This window comes from Ottowia sp. (assembly GCF_047975795.1).
In the GTDB taxonomy this organism is placed as follows: domain Bacteria; phylum Pseudomonadota; class Gammaproteobacteria; order Burkholderiales; family Burkholderiaceae_C; genus Ottowia.
The window spans coordinates 1-21,637 of record NZ_JBKEEE010000058.1 but is presented as its reverse complement, the minus strand read 5'-3'; the positions used below and the strand labels follow the sequence as shown (position 1 = coordinate 21,637).

General features: G+C 63.4%; 19 protein-coding genes and 1 pseudogene. 13 read left to right on the top strand and 7 right to left on the bottom strand.

Translation table 11 applies throughout. From position 1 onward, the window contains the following. Positions 1 to 104: 104 nt before the first annotated feature. The 6 genes from ACK5NW_RS09030 to ACK5NW_RS09005 all read left to right on the top strand — a co-directional run bounded on the left by ACK5NW_RS09030 (position 105) and on the right by ACK5NW_RS09005 (position 4,569). The gene (locus tag ACK5NW_RS09030) at positions 105 to 452 is read left to right on the top strand and encodes a hypothetical protein (RefSeq protein ID WP_416927214.1); all 348 of its coding nucleotides are present in this window, start codon (positions 105 to 107) and stop codon (positions 450 to 452) included. Continuing rightward, a complete protein-coding gene (locus ACK5NW_RS09025; RefSeq protein WP_416927212.1) occupies positions 376 to 705 on the top strand; it encodes a hypothetical protein in 330 nt (109 codons plus the stop codon). Before ACK5NW_RS09030 ends, ACK5NW_RS09025 begins: the two co-directional genes overlap by 77 nt. A gap of 287 nt (positions 706 to 992) precedes the next feature. Continuing rightward, positions 993 to 1,907, top strand: a complete 915-nt coding sequence (gene dapF, locus ACK5NW_RS09020) for a diaminopimelate epimerase (RefSeq protein WP_416927210.1) — start codon at positions 993 to 995, stop codon at positions 1,905 to 1,907. A gap of 53 nt (positions 1,908 to 1,960) precedes the next feature. Then, positions 1,961 to 2,626: a DUF484 family protein gene (locus ACK5NW_RS09015; protein ID WP_416927208.1), complete on the top strand. Its 666-nt coding sequence runs from the start codon at positions 1,961 to 1,963 to the stop codon at positions 2,624 to 2,626. A gap of 4 nt (positions 2,627 to 2,630) precedes the next feature. Further along, positions 2,631 to 3,584, top strand: a complete 954-nt coding sequence (locus tag ACK5NW_RS09010) for a hypothetical protein (protein WP_416927206.1) — start codon at positions 2,631 to 2,633, stop codon at positions 3,582 to 3,584. Between the two features lie 7 nt (positions 3,585 to 3,591). Then, complete coding sequence (locus tag ACK5NW_RS09005) at positions 3,592 to 4,569, top strand: tyrosine recombinase XerC (RefSeq protein ID WP_416927204.1); 978 nt, start codon at positions 3,592 to 3,594, stop codon at positions 4,567 to 4,569. 37 nt (positions 4,570 to 4,606) lie between these two features. On the opposite strand, the gene ACK5NW_RS09000 is transcribed toward ACK5NW_RS09005, so the two are convergent. The 5 genes from ACK5NW_RS09000 to ACK5NW_RS08980 all read right to left on the bottom strand — a co-directional run bounded on the left by ACK5NW_RS09000 (position 4,607) and on the right by ACK5NW_RS08980 (position 10,018). Continuing rightward, the gene (locus tag ACK5NW_RS09000; protein ID WP_416927202.1) at positions 4,607 to 5,824 is read right to left on the bottom strand and encodes a M48 family metallopeptidase; all 1,218 of its coding nucleotides are present in this window, start codon (positions 5,822 to 5,824) and stop codon (positions 4,607 to 4,609) included. Between the two features lie 19 nt (positions 5,825 to 5,843). Beyond that, a complete protein-coding gene (locus tag ACK5NW_RS08995; RefSeq protein ID WP_416927200.1) occupies positions 5,844 to 6,611 on the bottom strand; it encodes a class II glutamine amidotransferase in 768 nt (255 codons plus the stop codon). Between the two features lie 44 nt (positions 6,612 to 6,655). Then, positions 6,656 to 8,026, bottom strand: a complete 1,371-nt coding sequence (locus ACK5NW_RS08990; protein ID WP_416927198.1) for a tryptophanase — start codon at positions 8,024 to 8,026, stop codon at positions 6,656 to 6,658. Positions 8,027 to 8,133: 107 nt separating this feature from the next. Next, on the bottom strand, positions 8,134 to 9,639 hold the full coding sequence (locus ACK5NW_RS08985) for a DHA2 family efflux MFS transporter permease subunit (RefSeq protein WP_416927196.1): 1,506 nt from the start codon (positions 9,637 to 9,639) through the stop codon (positions 8,134 to 8,136). Between the two features lie 112 nt (positions 9,640 to 9,751). Next, positions 9,752 to 10,018: a cysteine-rich CWC family protein gene (locus ACK5NW_RS08980; protein WP_416927194.1), complete on the bottom strand. Its 267-nt coding sequence runs from the start codon at positions 10,016 to 10,018 to the stop codon at positions 9,752 to 9,754. 90 nt (positions 10,019 to 10,108) lie between these two features. Between ACK5NW_RS08980 and ACK5NW_RS08975 the strand changes: the two genes are divergently transcribed. The 5 genes and pseudogenes from ACK5NW_RS08975 (at position 10,109) to ACK5NW_RS08955 (ending at position 15,121) form a co-directional block, all read left to right on the top strand. After that, complete coding sequence (locus ACK5NW_RS08975) at positions 10,109 to 10,486, top strand: TraR/DksA family transcriptional regulator (protein ID WP_416927192.1); 378 nt, start codon at positions 10,109 to 10,111, stop codon at positions 10,484 to 10,486. A gap of 261 nt (positions 10,487 to 10,747) precedes the next feature. Next, positions 10,748 to 11,221 (top strand): (2Fe-2S)-binding protein, encoded by a 474-nt coding sequence (locus ACK5NW_RS08970; protein WP_416927190.1) that lies wholly within the window; start codon positions 10,748 to 10,750, stop codon positions 11,219 to 11,221. Then, a pseudogene (locus ACK5NW_RS08965) lies at positions 11,218 to 13,509 on the top strand (molybdopterin cofactor-binding domain-containing protein). The gene ACK5NW_RS08970 and the pseudogene ACK5NW_RS08965 overlap by 4 nt, the downstream one beginning before the upstream one ends. A gap of 6 nt (positions 13,510 to 13,515) precedes the next feature. Next, positions 13,516 to 14,118, top strand: a complete 603-nt coding sequence (locus ACK5NW_RS08960; RefSeq protein WP_416927188.1) for a nucleotidyltransferase family protein — start codon at positions 13,516 to 13,518, stop codon at positions 14,116 to 14,118. Next, a complete protein-coding gene (locus ACK5NW_RS08955) occupies positions 14,105 to 15,121 on the top strand; it encodes an XdhC family protein (RefSeq protein ID WP_416927186.1) in 1,017 nt (338 codons plus the stop codon). Before ACK5NW_RS08960 ends, ACK5NW_RS08955 begins: the two co-directional genes overlap by 14 nt. A gap of 2 nt (positions 15,122 to 15,123) precedes the next feature. Here the strand turns inward: ACK5NW_RS08955 and ACK5NW_RS08950 are convergent, their stop codons facing one another. After that, complete coding sequence (locus ACK5NW_RS08950; protein WP_416927184.1) at positions 15,124 to 17,355, bottom strand: malate synthase G; 2,232 nt, start codon at positions 17,353 to 17,355, stop codon at positions 15,124 to 15,126. A 338-nt stretch (positions 17,356 to 17,693) separates the two neighbouring features. Between ACK5NW_RS08950 and ACK5NW_RS08945 the strand changes: the two genes are divergently transcribed. Further along, the gene (locus tag ACK5NW_RS08945) at positions 17,694 to 18,452 is read left to right on the top strand and encodes a hypothetical protein (protein WP_416927182.1); all 759 of its coding nucleotides are present in this window, start codon (positions 17,694 to 17,696) and stop codon (positions 18,450 to 18,452) included. 111 nt (positions 18,453 to 18,563) lie between these two features. After that, the gene (locus ACK5NW_RS08940) at positions 18,564 to 20,507 is read left to right on the top strand and encodes an acyl CoA:acetate/3-ketoacid CoA transferase (protein ID WP_416927180.1); all 1,944 of its coding nucleotides are present in this window, start codon (positions 18,564 to 18,566) and stop codon (positions 20,505 to 20,507) included. Between the two features lie 62 nt (positions 20,508 to 20,569). On the opposite strand, the gene ACK5NW_RS08935 is transcribed toward ACK5NW_RS08940, so the two are convergent. Further along, a complete protein-coding gene (locus tag ACK5NW_RS08935) occupies positions 20,570 to 21,235 on the bottom strand; it encodes a hypothetical protein (RefSeq protein WP_416927178.1) in 666 nt (221 codons plus the stop codon). Positions 21,236 to 21,637 lie beyond the last annotated feature (402 nt).

Sequence of the window (21,637 nt, the reverse complement as noted above, 5' to 3'; positions counted from 1 at the left end):
CGACACGGTCAAAGTGCTACACTGGTGATCGTTCGGCACTAAATTAGTGCGTCACTATTCGCGCAGTCCCGGGCGCGTCCGGGCGTATTTATGAGGTTCAACCCATGAATGCATTGACATCTGAAGTAAAGACCAGTCTCAAGGTGATTGGCGCAAACGGCCAGATTTCCCTAGGCAAAGGCTACGCCGGACGCCAAGTTCTTGTCGAAGAACGGGAGCCAGGGGTCTGGTTTGTTCGCACTGCCATCGTCATTCCTGAAAACGAGCGATGGCTTCATCAACCTCAAAGCGAGGCCGATTTGCAGGCCGCGATGCAGTGGGCAGCGAAGAACAAGCCGCAGGCAACAGACCTAGATACACTTTTTGGTGGACTGAATGACAGCGATCTCCCAGTCAAACCCGCTCGTAAAGCTCGACCTCAACAACCCAAAGTTTCAAGAAAACCTGCTTGATCTTGAAAAGGTGGAGCGCAACCGAGTGTTGGACACCCTCAAAAAGCTGCGAAAAATGACTTGGGATCAGGTCTATCGCGATCAAGGCTTGAAGTGGGAGAAGATCACGAGCGTACGGCCCACCAAAGGCATAGATGCGATCTACTCACTTCGGATCACGCAAGCCAGAAGAGCGACTGCCATGCGCGAAGGTGACTTCATGCGTTTCTTGACCATTGCGCCGGACCATGATGCAACCTATGGCAAGAAGTAGGCGTCAACCAAGTGTCAACGCCATAGCAAAACAATGCGGATGCAATGCGGGCTTCGGCACCTTCGCTTCCTCGTACTGAGAGACAAAGCGGCTACAATGCAGGTTCAGGCGTGGGATTGAAAATCCGCGTGTCGGTGGTTCGATTCCGCCCCAGGCCACCACCATTCAGCGCCCAACTGTTCTCGGTTGGGCGTTTTCGCTTCTGGGTTTGCCGAGGGATGCCGGTCTGTGGTGCTTGTCCCGGACAGTCGTGAAGGAGCGCGAAGGATCAAGGCGATAATTCCGCTATGCGCATTCGGTTTACCAAGATGCAGGGCGCGGGCAACGATTTTGTGGTGCTCGATGAAACGGCGGGCTTGCTGTCTTTGTCGGCGGCGCATTACCGTTGGCTGGCCGATCGCCACTTTGGCGTGGGAGCGGACCAGATTCTGAGCGTGCGCGCTGCGCCCACGCCCGATGTGGATTTTGAATACGTGATCCACAACGCCGATGGCGGCGAAGTCGGGCACTGCGGCAATGGCGCGCGCGCCTTTGTGCGGTATGTGCGCGAGCACGGCCTGACCGACAAGCGCACCGTGCGCGTGCGCATTCAGCGCGGCGTGATTGAATTGACCGAGCAGCCTGATGGCGGTATTACCGTCGACATGGGCGCGCCGCAGTTCGACTTGCCCGAAGTGCCTTTTCACCCCGGCGATATGCAACCACTGCCTTATGGCGCATGGCAATTGTGGCCGCTGGAATTGCCTGAAACCTACCAACCCAATCAGGCTTTGGCGCTGGATGGGCAGGCGCATGCAGCCATGGTTCATACAGCGGTTTTGTCAATGGGTAACCCACACGCTGTCACTTTGGTGGACGATGTGGACGTCGCCCCAGTGCTGACCCAAGGGCCGCTGATCGAGCGTCACGCGGCGTTCCCGCAGCGGGTGAATGCGGGCTTCATGCAAATTGTCGATCGCAGTCATGTGCGTCTGCGCGTGTACGAGCGCGGCGCGGGCGAAACCCTGGCTTGTGGCACCGGCGCTTGCGCTGCGGTGGTGGCGGGCATTCGCCTGGGTGCGCTGGATGCGCAGGTCGAGGTGCAAACGCGCGGTGGCATCTTGCATATTGGCTGGGCAGGTGGCATTGCCGACCATGTGCACATGACCGGCCCGGCCGAAACCGTGTTTGAAGGCAGCGTCGAGTTGCCTGATCACCTTTGATTCACCCCATTAATTTTGCTGAACCAGCAGCCCTGAGCGAGACCATGTAAGCCATGAACCCCATCACCGAAGAAGACATCGCCCAGTTTCTGATCCACACCCCTGAATTTTTTGAGCGCCATGCCCAGTTGCTGACCGCCGTGCAACTGACCAGCCACCACGGCGGGCGGGCCGTGAGCCTGCAAGAGCGCCAGGCCGAAATGCTGCGCGACAAGATCAAGGTGCTGGAGCTGCGCCTGATGGAGATGATGCGCCACGGCAACGAAAACATGCTGATTGCCGACCGGCTGCTGCGCTGGTCGCGCCAGGTGTTCAAGGTGGCGCGGCCGGTCGATTTACCTGCTGTGATGGTCAGCGAAATCAAGAGCCAGTTCAACGTGCCGCAAGTGGCCATCAAGCTGTGGGACGTGGCCGAGGTGTACGCCGAAGAGCCGTTTGCCCAGGGGGCCAGCGACGACGTGAAAAGCCTGGCCAGCTCGCTCACGGCTCCGTATTGCGGTGTGAACGCCGGTTTTGACGCCGTGCAATGGCTGGACGACCCGCAGGCTGTGGCCTCGCTGGCTTTGATTCCGCTGCGCACCCATATGTCGACCCCCGCCTTCGGGCTGCTGGTGCTGGCATCGCCCGACAGCCAGCGTTATCAGGACGGCATGGCCACCGATTTTCTGGAACGCATTGCCGAGCTGGCCAGCGCAGCGCTGTCGCGGGTGCGGGATTGAGGTGGTGCTGAAAGTGTTGCGCTGGAGTCGGCTTGGGCTGCTGGGCACGGTCGTGTTCATGTTTTGGGCCGTACAAGCCCAAACGGCACCGGTTTGCCCGATCGTGACGGTGGAGCAAGTCGCGCGCGCGTTACCGGGTTACAGCAACTGGGTGCTGGCTGACGCAGGCCCCGGCGGCTGTACTTTTGATGGCAAAACCCGAGCCAGCGGGAAAACCCAAGGTGCCAGGATAAGTTTTATCCAAGAATATTTCGATCAGCCAGCGCAGGCGGCCGAGCAATTGGCATCACTGCGCACGCCTTTGGCCAAAGCCGGATACAAGCTGACCCCGCTGGCCTTGAAAGGCGCACTACCAAGCAGTTTTTCCTGCCGCATGGACTCTGGAGAAGGTGCGCGCGCGCGCTCGACGCTGTTTTGGGAAGTTCAGGTGGATGCGGCCATCCTCAGTGCCATGCTGATGGCCCCTGACCGTGTCAAAGGGCTTGATCACACCGCGCTGTCCAGCATGCTGCAAAGTGCCGTGGCAGCCACGGCACTGCCTGAAGCGCGCGCCCAGGCCAGCCGGTGCGAGGGTATCGACGAAGCACTGGTGGCGCGAATGCTGGGCGGCCAGCGGCTGAAGGTGCGGCAAATGGGCGGCAGCCACTGCATGGCCAGCAACGAACGGGACGATGTGCTGACCGTGCACGCCACCCGCACCTTTGTGGATGGTTTGAATTTGGGCGATGGACTGCTTGAAAGAGCGGGGGCGGACTGCAAGGGCCAGCAGGCGTCTGCGCTGGATGGCGATGCCCGGCTCAGTCATGCGTGCACCGACGGTGACAAGCGCGCCGAGCTGGCGATCAAGACCCGTGACCACTTGATCACCTACACCCTGATCCTGTCAGGGCGAAAAGAACCCGCCGAGGCGCAGCGAACTATGTTGCTGGAACTGGGGCAGCAGCGTCTGGCGAAGTAAGCAGGGTATGCGCGCGACCCCGCCGCCCAATGATGCAGACACCGCGCTGATCGAGCGCTATCTGGAGCACGTGCGCATCGAAAAACGCCTGGCCGACCGCACGGTCACGCTGTACAGCCTGGATCTGGCCAGGCTGGCGCGGTGGGCCGCTGAGGCCCGTGTGGCACTGCCTGCGGTGCAAAACCACCACGTGCGCCGGTGGGCCGCGCAGATGCACGCCAGCGGCCGCAGCGGGCGCGGCATTGCGCTCATCTTGTCCGGCTGGCGCGGGTTTTATGCCTGGCTGGGGCGGCAGGGCTTGATCAGCGCCAATCCGGTGCAAGACGTGCGCGCGCCGCGCCAGCCGCGCCCGCTGCCCAAGGCGCTGGGCGTGGACGAGGCGGTGCAACTGGCCGAGCATGTGTCTGAAGCCGACGATCCGTGGCTGGAGGCGCGCGACGCTGCCATGGTCGAGCTGCTGTACGGCAGCGGTCTGCGCGTGGGCGAGCTGGTGGGGTTGAATGTGGCCGCCAGTGATGGCGCACAACGTGCCGGGCGCGGCTGGATCGACTTGCCAGCCACCGAGGTGCAGGTGCAAGGCAAAGGCGGCAAGCGCCGCACCGTGCCACTGGGCCGTCAGGCAGTGGCCGCGCTACAGCGCTGGCTGGCCGTGAGAAGCCAGAGCGAGGCGGTGCTGCACGCCGACAGTGAGGATGCCGTGCAAGCCTTGTTCATCGGGCGGCGCGGCACGCGGCTGACAGCGCAGTCCATTTGGCAACGTTTGAAGCGGCGCAGCCTGCAAGCCGGGTTGGCCACGCCGGTACACCCGCACATGCTGCGCCACTCGTTCGCCAGCCATGTGTTGCAGTCCAGCAGCGATTTGCGCGCCGTGCAGGAGTTGCTGGGCCACGCCAACATCGGCACCACGCAGGTCTATACCCGGCTTGATTTTCAGCACTTGGCCAAGGCGTATGACGCGGCGCACCCACGGGCCAAGCGCAAATAGCGACAACGCGCCGCGCAGTGCCTGATGGCCATGTGGATCAGCAGCCTTCGGGCGTGCCTGCCTTCAGCCGTGCGGCGCGGCCTGCGGTGTCGGGGTGGGTGCTGAACCAGTCGGCTTCAGGCTCGCGCTCATGCGGCGGGCGCGTGACGGCGGGTTGACTGGCTGACGGGGTTGTGGTCTTGGGTGCTGATGCGGGTGCCGATGCTGGTGTGCTGGCGCTGCCATGAGGTTCAGTTGCGCGGCGCATTTCTGCGGCCATGCGAAAGTCGATACCCAGCAGCAAATCGGCCATGGGCGCGGTGGGCAACTGGGCCTGGCGCATCAGGGCGATGGCGTAGCAGTCGGATTCGGTTTCGTGGCTGCGGCTGTAGGCCAGCCCCGTCAGCAGCGATGCGCCGCTGCTGACCAGGGTGGACACGTCGCCCAGCGCCACACCCAGGCCGATGTTCAGCACGCCTTGTTCGACCACCATGCGCGTGCTGTGACGGTGCATCACATGACCGACTTCGTGCGCCAGCACGCCCACCAGTGCGTCGTCGCCGGTGTGGGGGATGTTGGCGGCCTGCTCGACCATGTCGTCCGTCATCACCACCGTGCCACCGGGCAAGGCAAAGGCGTTCGGCCCTATGCCCGATCGAAATTGCAGCGTGAGCTTGGGTTGATAGCCGGCGTAGCGCCGATGCTCTGGGCCAATGTGTGCGGTCAGTTGGTCAAAGCGGGCACGCAGCGCGGCTTGTCGTTCTTGGGGCAGTCGGCTGGGTTTGAGCCAGCGCTCGTCCATTTGCGCCATCACCTTGTCGCTTAAGGACTGCTCCCACGACAGCGGCACATGCCGCGTGATTTGCGTGGCGGCCCACGGCGTGCCCCAGCGGTAAAACGCCCAGATGGCCCCGCCCGCCAGCAGCAACACGGCCAGCAGTACCCGCCAGTGGGTTTGCATGCGTTCGGTCAAGTCAGGGCGATGGCCGGCCTGGGCCAGTGCGGCCTGCCAGCGTGCCACGTCCTGCACCTGCACGCTGCCGTGATCGCCCAGATCGACCACCACGCGCGGCGGTGCGTTGCCTTTTGACCAGCGCTCAGGCCAGCCGACCTGGCGAGATGTCAGGGTCAGCACTTCGCGCGTGCCATCCAGTGCGTGCAGACTCAGTTGCGGGCCGCGGGGCGATGCGGTCAGCGTCAGCCGGGCTGGGCGTGGGCGCGAACTGCGGCCGTCGAACCAGTGCGCGTTCAGCGTCGAAGAGGCGGCGGCAGGCATGATCGGATGATGAATGAATTCAAGCCGCCAGAGGCGTGCCATCCATAAACACGCGCAATTCGCCCGATTCAAATGGGGTCCATTGCTCGTCGCTGGTCAGCGGCGTGGTGGCGACCACCGCCACACGGTCACTGGGCGTGGTGTGCTCGGCAAAGTTGACGGACAGGTCTTCATCGGCCAGGCGGGCGCGGGCAAAAGGGTGCTGACGCACGACGTGGCACAGCTTGGTGGTAGCGTGCGCCCACAGCGCTTCGCCGTTGGACAGCAAAAAGTTGAAAGTGCCGTGGCGCGCCACCTGCGGGGACAGCTCGCGCAAGGTGCGGGTCAGTTCCTCGACCGGTGGCACGCTGGCGTGGGCTTTGGCCAGCTCTTGCATCAGCCAGCAGAACGCCTGTTCGCTGTCGGTGGTGCCCACGGGTTTGAAGTGGCCGTGCAGCGTGGGGGCGTAGCCGTGCAGGTCACCGTTGTGGGCAAACACCCAGTAGCGGCCCCACAGCTCGCGCACGAAGGGGTGGCAGTTTTCCAGCATGACCGCGCCATAGGTGGCTTTACGGATGTGAGAAATGACGTTTTTGCTTTTGATCGGGTAGCGCTGGATCAGCTCGGCCACGGGGGAGTCGCAGGCGGGTTCTTTGTCGATGAACAGGCGCGCGCCGCGTCCTTCAAAAAAGGCGATGCCCCAGCCGTCGGCGTGGTGGTCGGTGCGGCCGCCACGCTGCGCAAAACCGGCGAACGAAAACGTCACGTCGGTCGGCGTGTTGCAGTTCATCCCAAGCAGTTGGCACATGGGGCCAGAGTATGCACCGGCAGCGGCGTGGCGTGCGTCTGCCCTCAAGCCCAGGCGAAATGGGCGGTGAAGTGGCGCAAAAACTTGGGCTGCTTGGTGATGCGCACGCCGCGAATTTGGCCCGCCTGGGCTTTTACATCGGCAATCACCTCGGCGGCGTAGTCAAAGTGGCTTTGCGTGTACATGCGGCGCGGAAAGGCCAGGCGCACCAGTTCCATGCTGTGGTACGACTCTTGTCCATCCTCGCCACGCTTGCCGAACATGACCGAGCCGATTTCCACCCCCCGGATGCCGCCTTCCAGGTACAGCGCGTTGCACAGCGCCCAGGCCGGGTAGTGCGCCACCGGCATGTCCGGCAGCACGGTGCGCGCGTCGATGTACACCGCGTGGCCGCCAGTGGGTTGCACAAAGCCCACGCCCGCAGCTTGCAGCCGCTCGCCCAGGTATTCGGCGGTGCGCAGGCGGTAACGCAGATAGTCTTCGTCCAGCCCCTCCATCAGGCCCACGGCCAGGGCTTCCAGATCGCGCCCGGCCATGCCGCCGTAGGTGGGAAAGCCTTCCATCATGATCAAGTCGTTGCGCACTTCATCCAGCCATTCGTCGCTGCGCAGCACGATGAAGCCGCCGATGTTGACCATGCCGTCTTTTTTTGCGCTCATGGTCGCGCCGTCGGCGTAAGAGAACATCTCGCGCGCAATGTCGATCACGGGCGTGTTTTCGTAACCCGGCTCGCGCAGCTTGATGAACATGGCGTTTTCGGCAAAGCGGCAGACGTCCATGATGAACGGTTTGTCGTATTGCTTGAGCAGTTGGGCATAGGCGCGGATGTTGGCCATGGACACCGGTTGCCCGCCGCCGGTGTTGTTGGTCACGGTGAGCATGCCAAACGGAATGCGGTGGCCTTGCGTGCGCAAGACTTCTTCAGCGCGTTGCAAATCAATGTTGCCCTTGAACGGGTGCGGCGTGGCTGGTTGCAGGCCCTCGGCAATCACCAGATCCAACGCCTCGACGCCCATGTATTCCAGATTGCCGCGGGTGGTGTCGAAGTGGCAGTTGTTGGGCACCAGATCACCCTTTTTGCACACGGCGGTGAACAGCACTTTTTCGGCTGCGCGGCCTTGGTGGGTCGGCACGAAGTGCGGCATACCGGTGATGTCTTGCACTACTTTTTGCAGGCGGTAGAAACTGCGCGCACCGGCGTAGCTTTCATCGCCTTCCATGATGGCGGCCCACTGGCGTGCCGACATCGCGCCGGTGCCCGAATCAGTCAGCCAGTCGATCAGCACGTCTTCGGCGCGCAGCAAAAACACGTTCAGGTGTGCGGCCTCCAGCAGTTGTTCGCGCTCGGCGCGGGTGGTGACGCGAATGGGTTCGACGCTTTTGATGCGAAACGGCTCGATCAAGGTGCGGGGCATGGGGCTTGTCTCCTGCGAGTGGTTTTGTAAATGGCGCAGGTTGCCATGCACGCTGGGGGCGTGGTGTCGGTTATTTCCAACAAGACGCCAACAAGACGCCGTGCGTTTCAAGACGGCGGCGTCAAGCGCCGCGCCGCCAGCATGGCCAGCGCGCACAGCGCGGCCAGCATCAAAAACACCTCGTCAAACGCGGCCAGTCGTGCGCCAGGGCGTGCGGTATCGGCCAGCGAAGTGCCGTGCGCAGCCAGGCGCCATTCCAGCACGATGCCGCACAGGCTGACGCCCGCTGCGCCGCCCAGCATGCGCACGAAGTTGATGGCGCTGGAGCCTTGGGCCAGCAGCGCCTTGTCCAGCCCGCGCAGCGCCCCCAGGTTGAGCGAGGGCAGGATGAAGCCCAACCCAATGCGCCCCACCACCGTAAAGCCCATCAGCCACCACAGGCTGGTGTGCATGTCCATCATCACCATCAGCGCAAACGACAGGGCCAGCAGCGCCAGCCCCATGTTGACCAGCTCGCCCGGCGGGCGCACATCGGCCAGGCGACCCACCACCGCAATCGCCACGGCCAGCGCCAGCCCAGCCGGCAGCAAGATGGTACCCACGCTGGCCGCCGACAGCCCCAGCGCCATTTGCATGTACACCGGCAGCAGGTAGGTTGATCCAAACAGCGCCGTGCCATAAATCAGCGCCACCAGCGCGCCCATGGCAAAGGGCCGCCAGGCAAACAGTTGCAGGTTCATCAGCGGCGTTTGGCCGCGCCCAGCGCGCCTGCGCTGCCAGCCCACAAAGCTCAAGCTTGCCAGCACGGCCACCCCCAGCAATGGCGCGGCTTGCCAGGCCGGGCCGCTGCGCAGCGCAACCAGGCCATTGAGCAGACTGAGGGTGCCCAGCGATCCCAAGGCCAGCCCCACCCAGTCCAGTGATTCGGCCCGGTTGGCCGCCATGCCACCGGGGCCGGTGGTGGGTACAAAATGGCGCGCCATCCATAGGCAGACCAGGCAAAACGGCACCACCATGAAGAAGATGGAGCGCCAGTCAAACCAGTCCACCAGCAGGCCGCCGATCGACGGCCCGATGGCCGGTGCCAGCACCACGCCCATGCCAAACAAGCTGCTGGCGCGGCCCTGCTCGTGTGGCTCAAACGCCCGCATGATGATGATGGCCGGAATCGGCTGCACCACCCCTGCGGCCAGTCCTTCGGCCACCCGCGCGGCCAGCACCAGCTCAAACGTTTGCGCCACGCCGCCCAGCACGCCACCGGCCATCAGCAGCCACATGCAGCCCGAATACGTGGCGCGATAGCCAAAGCGCGCCAGCAGCCAGGGCGTGGTCAGCATGGCCACGGTGCTGGCCACCATGAAGCCACTGGTGACCCACTGCGCGCGCTCTTGGCCCAGTGCGAACTGGTGCGACAGCCCCGGAATCGCCACGTTCACCACCGTGGCCGACATGATGGACGCCATGGTGCCCACCATCACCGCCATCAGCAGCAGCCAGCGGTAGCGTGCGCCGTAACGTGCGTTCAGCGCCGCCAGTGAACCGGGGCCGGATGCCGGTAAAGCGTGGGAAGAAGGGTTGGACAAAGGGGTGTGCGAAGGGTTGGGATCGGTCATGGGCCAGCGGTGAGCCGGTACATCGATGGGGCAAACACCTGCGCTCAGGCGGCCAAGCATAGCGGGCTTGCCGCGCCTGTGCTGGCCGCCTTTGAATACGCTCTCAGACTGCTTAGGCTGGTCGGTTCGGCGTTGAGGGCGCTTGAGGCAGTGTGGCTTGCGCGCCCGCACAAACCGCGCACAGGCAGGCTTGGCCACGTGCTGGGGCAGGCACGCGCGCCAGCGCTTCGGGCGCAACGTGGGCGGTCATGCACCAGCATGCACCGGCGGCACTGCCAGTGCCCGCACCAGCGCCAGCAGGTGCAGTCATGGCGCAAGCGTTGGCACTGCCGCACAAAGGGCAGCGGGCAGGGTCAAGGGCGGGGTTGGCAGAGGTCATCCGGGTGGTATTCTGCGGGATGTTCAGCGGGACGAGTGCGTGGCGCGCAGTGCGCCGCATCCGCTGCAAGTCAATCAGGAGTTGATAACCATGACCCAGGCACTGACCGCGCCCCAGTTGAAAGAACTCAAAGACCTGTTGCAGGCGCGCCGCCGGGAATTTGAAGACCAGATGGCGCAAAACCGCGCCAACATGGCGCCGGCGGAGAACACTGCCGGCAGCGTGTCGCAAGACGAGAACACGCGCCTGGCCAACCAGACGCGCGAAGTCGACGCTGTCCTGAGCGCCATGGACGCGCAAGAGCTGGCCCGCATCGACCGCGCACTCGAAGCCATGGATGAAGGCACGTATGGCGAATGCGAAGAATGCGGTTGCAAGATTCCGTTTGAACGCCTGAAGGTCGAGCCGATGACGCAGCACTGCGTCAAGTGCAAAGAGGCGCTGGAAAAGCAGAACAGCCGAGCCTGATTGCGCTGCTTCAGCAATGCAAAACGCCACCTCGCAGGGTGGCGTTTTTATTGGCTGGGCGGAACTATGGCAAGAAGGCGCGGCGGCATAGACTGTTATTCACGAGACAGTGCGCTGTTGCGCTGGCAAGGAAAAGCTTGAACCATTCTGACCTGAGTTTGTCGAAGGGTTTCGCCCACATGGCGGGTGCAGTCATCGCCTGCCCTGCTGGCACCAATGACATCAACCATCAGAAGATCAACCCACATCCAAAAATTGACCATGACAGCACTTCAAATCAACGGCCAGACTGTCAACATCGATGCGCCAGACGATATGCCCCTGCTGTGGGTGCTGCGTGACGAGCTGGGCATGACCGGCACCAAATTTGGTTGCGGCATGGCGCTGTGCGGTGCGTGTACCGTGCATGTCGATGGTGCGCCCATTCGTTCCTGCGCAACGCCAATCTCGGCTGTCAAGGGGCACGCCGTGTCCACCATCGAAGGCATGCAGGCTGACCAGGTGGGGCAGGTGGTGCAGCAAGCCTGGGTGGACAACAACGTGGCCCAGTGCGGCTACTGTCAGGCGGGCCAGATCATGTCTGCCGTCAACCTGCTCAAGACCGCCCCCAAGCCCAGCGAGCAGCAAATCGACGAGGCCATGAGCGGCAACATCTGCCGCTGTGGTACCTACCCGCGCATTCGCGCCGCCATTCAACAGGCCGCTGGCCGCCTTGCGCAAGGCGGCCAGTCATGACCGCTGTCGCACCACTGACCCGCCGCAGCCTGCTGCAAGCCAGCCTGGGCGCACTGACATTGGCCGTCACCGCTGATGGCCTGGTCAGCGTGGCATGGGCGGCGGATTCATCCGCCAAAAAATACGGTGCCGACAGCATGCCGGGCGGCGCGGTCGATGATCCGCTGGTGTTTGTCTCCATCGCCACCGATGGCACGGTCACCATCGTGGCGCACCGGGCCGAAATGGGCACCGGCGTGCGCACCAGCTTGCCCATGGTGGTGGCCGACGAGATGGAAGCCCAATGGGATCGTGTGAAAGTGGTTCAGGCCGAGGCCAATCAGGTGCGTTACGGCAACCAGAACGTGGACGGTTCGCGCAGCGTGCGCCACTTTCTAATGCCCATGCGGCGTGTCGGCGCGGCTGCCCGGCACATGCTGGAAGCAGCAGCGGCGGCGCGCTGGGCAGTGCCGGTGTCTGAGGTCAAGGCCATGCAGCACGAGGTGTTGCACCAGCGCACGGGACGCCGCCTGGGCTATGGCGAGCTGGCCGCTGATGCCGCCAGGCAGCCCGTGCCCAAGGCCGAAGCGCTCCAACTGAAGGCGCACGCGGATTTTCGCTACATCGGCAAAAGCCAGGTGCGGTTGGTTGACCTGGAGGCCATTGGCAAGGGCCAGGCCACCTATGGCATGGACGTGCGCTTGCCCGGCATGGTCTATGCCGTCGTAGCCCGTCCGCCCGTGGTGGGCGGCAAGCTGCGCCGGTTCAACGGCACCAAGGCGCTGGCCGTGCCTGGTGTGCTGAAGGTGGTTGAAATTCCCGCCTTTGAAGGTGCACCGGCCTTTCAGCCCCTGGGCGGTGTGGCGGTGGTGGCGCGCAACACCTGGGCAGCGCAGCGGGGCCGTGAAGCGCTGGAGATCGAGTGGGACGACGGCCCCAATGGCAGTTACGACTCCAAAGCCTACCGGCAGACGCTGGAAGCTGCGTCGCGCCAGCCCGGCAAGGTGATGCGCAATCAAGGCGATACCTTGCAAGCCTGGGCCAAAGCGGCAGAGGCGGAGCGCTTGAGCGCCGAATACTATGCGCCGCACCTGGCCCATGCGCCGATGGAGCCACCGGTAGCCACGGTACAGATCAAAGGCGGACGGGCCGAGGTCTGGACGTCCGTACAGAACCCGCCTGCGGCGCAGGCTGCGGTGGCCGCACGCCTGAAACTGAAGCCCGAGGACGTCAAGGTCAACGTGCTGCTGCTGGGTGGCGCTTTTGGGCGCAAGGCCAAGCCCGATTTTGTGGACGAGGCCGCCATCGTTGCGCAGGCCATGCCCGAAGGCACGCCGGTCAAGCTGGTGTGGACGCGCGATGACGACATCCACCACGACTACCTGCACACGGTGGCGGTGGAGCGGCTGGAGGCCGTGATTGACCCACAGGGGCAAGTGCAATCCTGGTTGCACCGCAGTGCCGCGCCCACCATCGGGTCGCTGTTCGTGGTGGGGGCCAACAGCCAGCGGCTGAGCGAGCTGGCCCAGTCGGGCATCAACATGCCTTACCAGATACCGAACGTGCGTGTTGAGTCTGCGGAGGTTGATGCCCATGCGCGCATCGGCTGGTTTCGTTCGGTGTTCAACATTCCGCACGCTTTCGCGGCGCAGTGCTTCATTGCCGAGCTGGCGCACCGCGCGGGCAAAGACCACCGGCAGTTTGCGCTGGACTTGATTGGCCCGCCCCGGTAGATCGACCCCCGCACGATGGCCGACACCTGGAACTACACCGAATCCCCCGAGCGCTATCCCTACGACACGGGCCGCTTGCGCGGTGTGATCGAAGCCGCGTGCAAGGGTGCTCGCTGGGGGCGCACGCTGCCCAAAGGCCGTGGCCTGGGCCTGGCTTTCAGCTACAGCTTCATGAGCTATGCCGCGACGGTGATGGAAGTGGCGGTGGGCGAGCAAGGCGAAGTGCGTGTGATGGCGGTAGACATGGCACTGGATTGCGGCCCGCAGATCAACCCCGAGCGCATTCGCGCCCAAATGGAAGGTGCCGCCATCATGGGGATCGGCCTGGCGCTGATGAGCGAAATCGACTTTGAGAACGGGCGCGTCAGACAAAGCAATTTTCACGATTACGAAGTGCTGCGCCACCAGGCTTCGCCGCGTGTCATTCGCACCCATCTGGTGGGTGGCGACCACAGCCTGCCGCCTGGCGGCGTGGGTGAGCCGCCGTTGCCGCCCGTGGCACCAGCGCTGTGCAACGCCATTTTTGCCGCCACCGGCAAGCGCGTGCGCAGCTTGCCGGTGCGTCAGGTCACTTAGGGCCACATGCCAAGGCATGACTCACCAACGGTCATCGTGCTGGCTGCTGGGCGTGGCGAGCGGTTTGCGCGTTCGGGTGGTGTGGCACACAAGCTTGATGCGCTGTTGGGTGGCTTGCCTGTGCTGGAGCATGTGCTGCGCAGCGTGGCGGCATCAGGTCTGCCTTGTCATGTCGTGCGCCCTGCAAAGGGCCTGTTTACGCAGACTGACGGCATGGGCGACTCCATCGCGCGGGGTGTCGCCGCTACGGCCGATGCCGCGGGCTGGCTGATCCTGCCGGGCGATTTGCCGCTGGTGCGCCCGCAAAGTCTGCTGGCGGTGGCGCAGGGCCTGGTTATGCATCCGGTGGTGGTGCCGCTTTGGCATGGACGGCAGGGCCATCCGGTTGGCTTCAGCCAGGCATCTCGTGCGGCGTTGATGGCGCTGGGCGGCGATGTGGGTGCGGCTGCCATCGTGCGCGCGCACCGGCAAGCAGAGACGTTGCTGGCGCTGCATCTGGACGATGCGGGTATCGCCACGGACGTCGATACGTTGAACGATTTGGCGCAAGCCGAAGCCATGTTCGCGGCCCGCACCGCGCCACAGAAAGCACGGCATGGAAAGTGTTGACGTGCATGTGCTGCGTACCGCACGCGACTGGCACGCCGACGGACACCGGCTGATGCTGGCCACGGTGGTGAAAACCTGGGGGTCGTCGCCCCGACCAGTCGGCTCCATGATGGCGTTGCGTGAAGATGGCCGCTGCGTCGGTTCGGTCTCGGGTGGCTGCATCGAGGACGATTTGGTGCATCGATATGCCCGCGCATACGGCGGTGCGGGCATGCCGCGTTCAGCACCCGCGCTGGTGCGCTACGGGGTCACGGCAGACGAGGCGCACCGCTTTGGCTTGCCTTGCGGCGGCACGCTGGAGCTGCTGCTGGAGTTCGACCCCGAATTCAAGCCACTGGATGCGCTGGTGCGGCGACTGGAGTCCGGCCAACTGGTGCAGCGCACGGTCGATTGTGCTTCTGGTGCTGTGGTGTTGGCTGCCGCGCCCATGTCTGCGGCGCTGTGCTTCGATGGTGCTGTTTTGACCAGCACGCTGGGGCCGCAGTACCGCATGCTGCTCATCGGTGCGGGTGTGCTGGCTGAATATGTGGCGACGATGGCTTTGTTCAACGGCTTTGCGGTGACGGTGTGTGACCCGCGTGTGACGCACCACAGCACATGGTCGGTGCCGGGCGTTCAGGTGACGGCCGACATGCCCGACGACGCAGTGCGTGCGATGGCCCCCGATGCGCGCACAGGCATCGTGGCGTTGAGTCACGACCCCAAGCTGGACGATCTGGCCTTGCTGGAGGCGCTGGGCGGCCCTGCGTTTTATGTGGGTGCCATTGGCTCACGCCGCAATGCAGCAGCACGTCGCCAACGCTTCATAGATCACTTCGGGGAGTCAGAGGTATCGCTACAGCGGCTGCGTTCCCCGGTGGGCTTGTACATTGGCAGCAAGACCCCGGCTGAGATCGCAGTCAGCGTGATGGCCGAAGTGCTGGCGGCGAAGAATGGGGTGGTGCTGGCCCCGACGTTGAGTGCCGGGGTTGTCAAGTCTGCGATTGAAACCCCGTCAGGCTGACATCAAGCTCCTGCCTTGACCTTTTGCCGCCAGGCGTGCAGCAGCGGCTCGGTATAGCCGCTGGGCTGGGCCGTGCCCTTGAAGACCAGATCGCACGCGGCCTGGTAGGCGGCAGATTGGTCAAAGCGCCGGGCCATCTTGCGGTAAGCCTTGTCGCCCGCGTTTTGCTGATCAACCAGCGTGGCCATGCGCCGCAGCGTGGCGCGCACCTGGCCTTCGCTGACCACGCCATGCGCCAGCCAGTTGGCCATGTGCTGGCTGGAGATACGCAGCGTGGCGCGGTCTTCCATCAGGCCGATGCCGTGGATGTCGGGCACCTTGGAGCAGCCCACGCCCTGGTCGACCCAGCGCACCACGTAGCCCAGAATGCCCTGGGCGTTGTTGTCCAGCTCTTGCTGTTTTTCAGCCGCCGTCCACTTGGCCTCGGGCACCACCGGCACGCTGAGCAGGCTGGCCAACAATGCATCGCGTTGTGCTGCCGGATCGATCTTGGCCTGCTCGGCTTCCATCTGCTTTTGCACGTCGCTGACCAGCACTTGGTGGTAGTGCATGGCGTGCAGCGTGGCACCGGTGGGGCTGGGCACCCAGGCGGTGTTGGCACCGGCCTTGGGGTGGCCGATCTTCTGCGCCATCATCTCGGCCATCAAATCGGGCATGGCCCACATGCCTTTGCCGATCTGCGCCTTGCCACGCAGGCCGCAGGCTAAGCCGGTGAGCACGTTGTTGCGCTCGTAAGCCTGAATCCAGGCGCTGGTTTTCATGTCGCCCTTGCGGTAGACCGGGCCGGCGGCCATGCAGGTGTGCATCTCGTCGCCGGTGCGATCCAAAAAGCCGGTGTTGATGAAGGCCACGCGCGCCTTGGCGGCGTCGATGCAGGCGGCCAGGTTGACGCTGGTGCGCCGCTCTTCGTCCATGATGCCCAGCTTGACGGTGTTGGGTTTTAAGCCCAGCACCTGCTCGACGCGGCCAAACAGCTCACTGGCAAAAGCCACTTCGGTTGGGCCGTGCATCTTGGGCTTGACGATATAGACGCTGCCGGTGCGCGAGTTGCGGATGCCGCCAGCACCTAGGCGCTTCAGATCGTGCATGGCAATGGCGGTGGTGATGGCCGCGTCCATGATGCCCTCGGGAATCTCTTTGAGCGAGCCGTCGGCGGCCTTGTACAGGATGGCCGGGTTGGTCATCAGGTGGCCCACATTGCGCACGAACATCAGCGAGCGGCCGTGCAGCTTGACCTTGACCTTGCCCTTGCCCTTGCCTTTGGCTGCGGTGTACACGCGGTCAGGGTTCAGCCCGCGCGTCATGGCCTGGCCGCCTTTGTCGAACGATTCGGTCAGCGTGCCGCGCAAAATGCCCAGCCAGTTGCGGTAGCCCAGCACCTTGTCTTCGGCGTCCACGGCGGCCACTGAATCTTCCAGATCGAGGATGGTTGAAACGGCCGCCTCGACCACCACGTCGGCCACGCCCGCCGGGTCGGTTTTGCCGATGGGCGAGTCGGGGTTGATGATGATGTCCAGGTGCAAACCGTGGTGCACCAGCAGCACGCTGGCGGGCGACTTGGCATCGCCCGTGTAGCCCACCAACTGCTGTCTATCGGCCAGTTTGCTGGATTTGCCGCCCTTGAGCTTCACCACCAGTTCGCCGTCTTTGATGCGGTAGCCCACCGAATCGCCGTGCGAGCCTTTTTTGAGCGGTGCAGTGCGGTCCAGCATGTGGCGCGCCCATTCGATCACCTTGGCACCGCGCCGGGGGTTGTAGCCCTTGCCTTTTTCCAACCCTTTGGTTTCGGCGATCACGTCGGTGCCGTACAGCGCGTCGTACAGGCTGCCCCAGCGCGCGTTGGCGGCGTTCAGCGCGTAGCGCGCGTTCAGAATCGGCACCACCAATTGCGGCCCGGCCTGTTTGGCCAGTTCAGCATCCACGTTGGCGGTGGTCACCTTCACCTTCTTGGGCGGCGGCACCAGGTAGCCAATGCCTTCCAAAAAGGCGCGGTAGGCGCGCATGTCTTGGATAGGGCCGGGGTTGGCGCTGTGCCACTTGTCCAGCTCGGCTTGCAGGCGATCGCGCTCGGCCAGCAGAGCGGCGTTTTTTGGGGCCAGATCGGTGACGATGGCAGAAAAGCCTTTCCAGAATGCTGCCGGGGTGATCTTCAGATCAGGCAGCACCTCAGCGCTGACGAAGTCGTACAACGCGGTGGCAACCTTCAGGTCGTAGGCGGTGGTGCGTGCGGTCATGGCGATCCTTGTACAAAAAATGGCTAAAAGAAAAACGCAAAGAAATAAAGGCGCTGCCACGGCGCGCCTGATGCCTTCAATGTATTCGATTTGTTCGGGGCGATAAAGCGCGTGTATTCCGCCAATACATAGTGCACTGATGCTCCTCGGCGAGAAACTGCGTGGGCCAGTGCAGGCGCAGCGCGTGCCGCTTGTCGTTCGGACAACACCACCCATCCATCAAGGATGTGTGTCGAGATAGATGGCGACAGGTTTGATAGTAGGTAGAGGTTACTATAAAACGCAAGTTGTCGTTTTCGGGTGACCGTGCGTGGCTTTCAAATCAGGGAGAGAAACAGATGAGAACAGGTTTTTCGCATCAACGAATTGGCGGCTGGGTTCGGGCATTGGCAGCCATGTTCTTTTTGCTGGCAGGGATGGTCGGCATGACGCAAGCCCAAACTACGTACGAAGTGGATTTGAGTGTGCCCTTTGATACGCCAACGCTTTTGGGCGGCAGCGGCATCACCTATACGCTGACTTTGGCCAGTGCGCAAGACAGCGGTGTTGTGCCGTTGACGGGGTTTTTTGCCTCCAACACTGCCCGGTGGTCGAACGGAGACTTTGTGCTGACCAGCGACGGCACATCACCGACCGCCCCGCATCATGGATTTACGGTGATTTTTTCAGCACCCGGCACGATCACCGTGACCAACATCGATGATGCCAGTCGCAATGGGGGTGGTATGTGGGTGGATCGGTGGCGACTCACGGGAGACGCGGGCACCTGGTCTTACGTCAATGCTGGACAAATAGATGTCACGGCCACGCCAACTGGCACCAGCATCTCTGGAACGCAAATGGAGCTGGATTGGGTGAACGGAACTGCCTTTAACAGCCCATGGGGCAGTGTCTCGCTGGCGGGTGGCAGTGCCATCACTATTCGCACGATCACTACTGCCTCCAAAAGCGGTGGCAAGCTTTTGTTTACCACCGCTGCTGCCACGGCCACTGCGGGGGCGCATGCCGTGCCGACGATGGACGGGCTGGCGCTGTCCCTGCTGGCGATGCTGATGGGGGCCGCTGGCGCTGGATGGCTGGCTCGGCGACGGGACTGAAAAACCATAAAACCGGTGTTTGATGCGAGCGGGCGCGTGTCAAAATCATTCAGGTGCATATCGTTCGCGCTATGCTGACGCTTCTCACCACTTCGCCGGAGTTTCAGCGTCATGCCTGCGCCCATCGACGCCCACTACAGCGGCCATAGTCCGCACAAGAACAAGATCGTCAGTGCCGCCGAGGCGGTGCAACTGATTCACGATGGAGACACGGTTGCCACCGGCGGTTTTGTCGGCATTGGTTTTGCCGAAGGCGTGGCGGTGGCGCTGCAAGAGCGCTTCAACGCCACCCAGCACCCGCGTGATCTGACGCTGGTCTATGCCGCCGGGCAGGGCGATGGCGGCTCGCGTGGGTTGAACCATCTGGGCCATGCGGGTTTGCTGAAACGGGTGATTGGCGGTCACTGGGGGTTGGTGCCCAAAGTGCAAAAGCTGGCTGTGGAAGGGCGGATCGAGGCATGGAACCTGCCGCAGGGCGTCATCACCCATTTGTTCCGTGACATTGCGGCGGGCAAGCCCGGCACGTTGACGCGCGTGGGGCTGGACACATTTGTAGATCCGCGCCACGGTGGCGGCAAGCTGAACGCGCGCACCACTGAGGATCTGGTGCGGCTGATGCCCATCGACGGGCAGGACTACCTGTTTTACAAAGCCTTCCCCATCCACGTGGGCATTATCCGCGCCACCACGGCCGATGCCGATGGCAACCTGACCATGGAGCGCGAGGCGCTGACGCTGGAGGCGCTGGCCATTGCCATGGCGGCGCGCAACTCAGGTGGGGTGGTGATTGCGCAGGTAGAGCGCGTGGCCGAGCGCGGCAGCCTGCATCCGCGCCAGGTCAAGGTGCCGGGCGTGCTGGTCGATGCGGTGGTAGTGGCCGATGACCCGGCGCACCACCAGCAAACCTTTGCCGAGCCGTACAACCCGGCCTTTGCCGCCGAAATCCGCGTGCCCGTCGATCGCCTGCCCGCCATGCCGCTGACCGAACGCAAGGTCATCGCCCGCCGCGCCGCGCTGGAGCTGCGCGCGCACCAGGTGGTCAACCTGGGGATTGGCATGCCCGAGGGCGTGGCCAGCGTGGCGGCAGAAGAGAAGATCATCGACCTGCTCACGCTGACGGCCGAGCCTGGCGTGGTAGGCGGCATTCCGGCCGGGGGACTGAATTTTGGCGCGGCCATCAACCCGCAGGCCATCATCGATCAGCCTTACCAGTTTGATTTTTACGACGGCGGCGGGTTGGACATCGCTATTTTGGGTCTTGCCCAGGCCGACCAGCACGGCAATCTGAATGTCAGCCAATTTGGCTCCCGGCTGGCGGGCGCTGGCGGTTTTATCAACATCAGCCAGAACGCCAAAACGGTCGTATTCGTGGGTACCTTCACGGCGGCAGGGCTGGATATGGCGGTGCAAGGTGGGCGGTTGCGTATGGCCCGCGAAGGCGGTGAGCGCAAGTTTGTTTGCGAGGTGGAACACCGCACCTTCAGCGGCGCTGAGGCCGTGCGCCGCGGTCAGCGCGTGCTGTTCGTGACCGAGCGCGCCGTGTTCCGGCTGGTGCCTGCCGAAGACGGTAACGGCCAAGGTGGCGGTGCGCTGGAGCTGATCGAAATCGCCCCTGGCATGGATTTGCAGCGCGACGTGCTGGCGCACATGGCGTTTGCGCCCCGCATCGCCCTCGGGCTGCGCACCATGGACGAACGCCTGTTTTTGCCGGAACCCCTGGGGCTGCGCGCACAACTGCTCGAGCGCCCCTTGTCTGAGCGCACCCACCTCGACCGCAACGCAGGTGTGCTGCACATCGACTTTTCGGGCTTGCAGGTGAATTCAGATGCCACCATCGACGCTATCGAGCGCGCTGTGCACGCCTTGCTGGAGCCAGTGGACACACGGGTGGACGTGGTGGTGAACTACGACCACTTCAGCATCGCGCTAGAACTGGCCGATGCATACGCCGCCATGGTGCACCGCCTGAGCGAGCGGTTTTACCGCCGCGTTACGCGTTACGGCACCACGGGCTTTCTGAAATCGCGCCTGAAAGGCGCTTCGGGCACTGGTTGATATTTTTTTAATAGCTTGCTGTGCGTGTTGGATAGGCGATATTGGCCAATTTAGCCTGAAAATTATTCCAGCGGCTGGCGCACCGGTGGTGCCACCATCCACAAGGCGGGGATCAACAAAAACGCCACTTGTGTCATGGCTTCCATGCTGTTACCTTTGGCGCTGCTCCAGGCCCAGGCCGCTGCAATCAGCAGCAGCGCGCCATGCACCCACAACGCCCAGCGGCTGCACTGCATCAGCAGCCAGCCCACTGCGCCGCATCCGAGCGCGCAATACAGGTAATACAGCCCACCCCGACCATAAAGCAGCGTGGCCATCGCGCCAAACAGGATCAGCGCGGCCCAGGCGATCATCACCATGCCAACCAGGCGGGGTGGGCCGTCCTGCTGGGCGCGCTCGTTATCGTGGCGGGCGATCATCTCCAGTTGGTCAATCATGTGTTGCTGTGCCGTCGCTGATGCCGATCCCGGTGCGGCCGCAGCCGTCTGAGGTAAAAGTGGCGCGGCCAAGTTGTTGGCAGAAGTCGCCGATCGGGGGGGGGATGGAGGGGCATCGATCAACGTGGTGCGCAGCGTGGGCACTCGGACGTTGGGTGGTGGCGTGGCGGATGCGGATGAAGACTTGGCTGCCGTAGTTGGCGGAATCACTTCAGCGGTGCACATACGTGCTTCCAACTCAGCGCGCGCGCGTCGGCTGCCGCGTGCAGCCAGCTTTTGCAACTGGGTCAAACTCAGCTTGCGGACATCAACCGATGGTCTAGAAGAAGATGAAGAGGGCATAAAACAAGTCGACCGGATACCCCGGCCACGCGTGCATCATGGCACAGCAGCCAAGCAAATCAGCCCCTACTGTCGAGGCTAAACCGAATTGGGCGCGGCAAGCTGCGGATAATTCCCGCTTGTTTGCCGCTGCTGCCCAGCGGCAAACACCGTTTTGCCAGCCTGGGTTTGGGCTGCAACGCTAAGAGCGTGTTCAACGTCTTAGCGTGAGGGGTGTGGGATGCGAATCAGGATGGGCTGCAAGGCGCAAACCGCAGCGATACCTGGCGGTATCGCGAGGATTTGCAACGCAGCAGACCGCCCGAGGCCGCGCCCACACACCCGCGCAGAGACTTTGAACACGCTCTAACA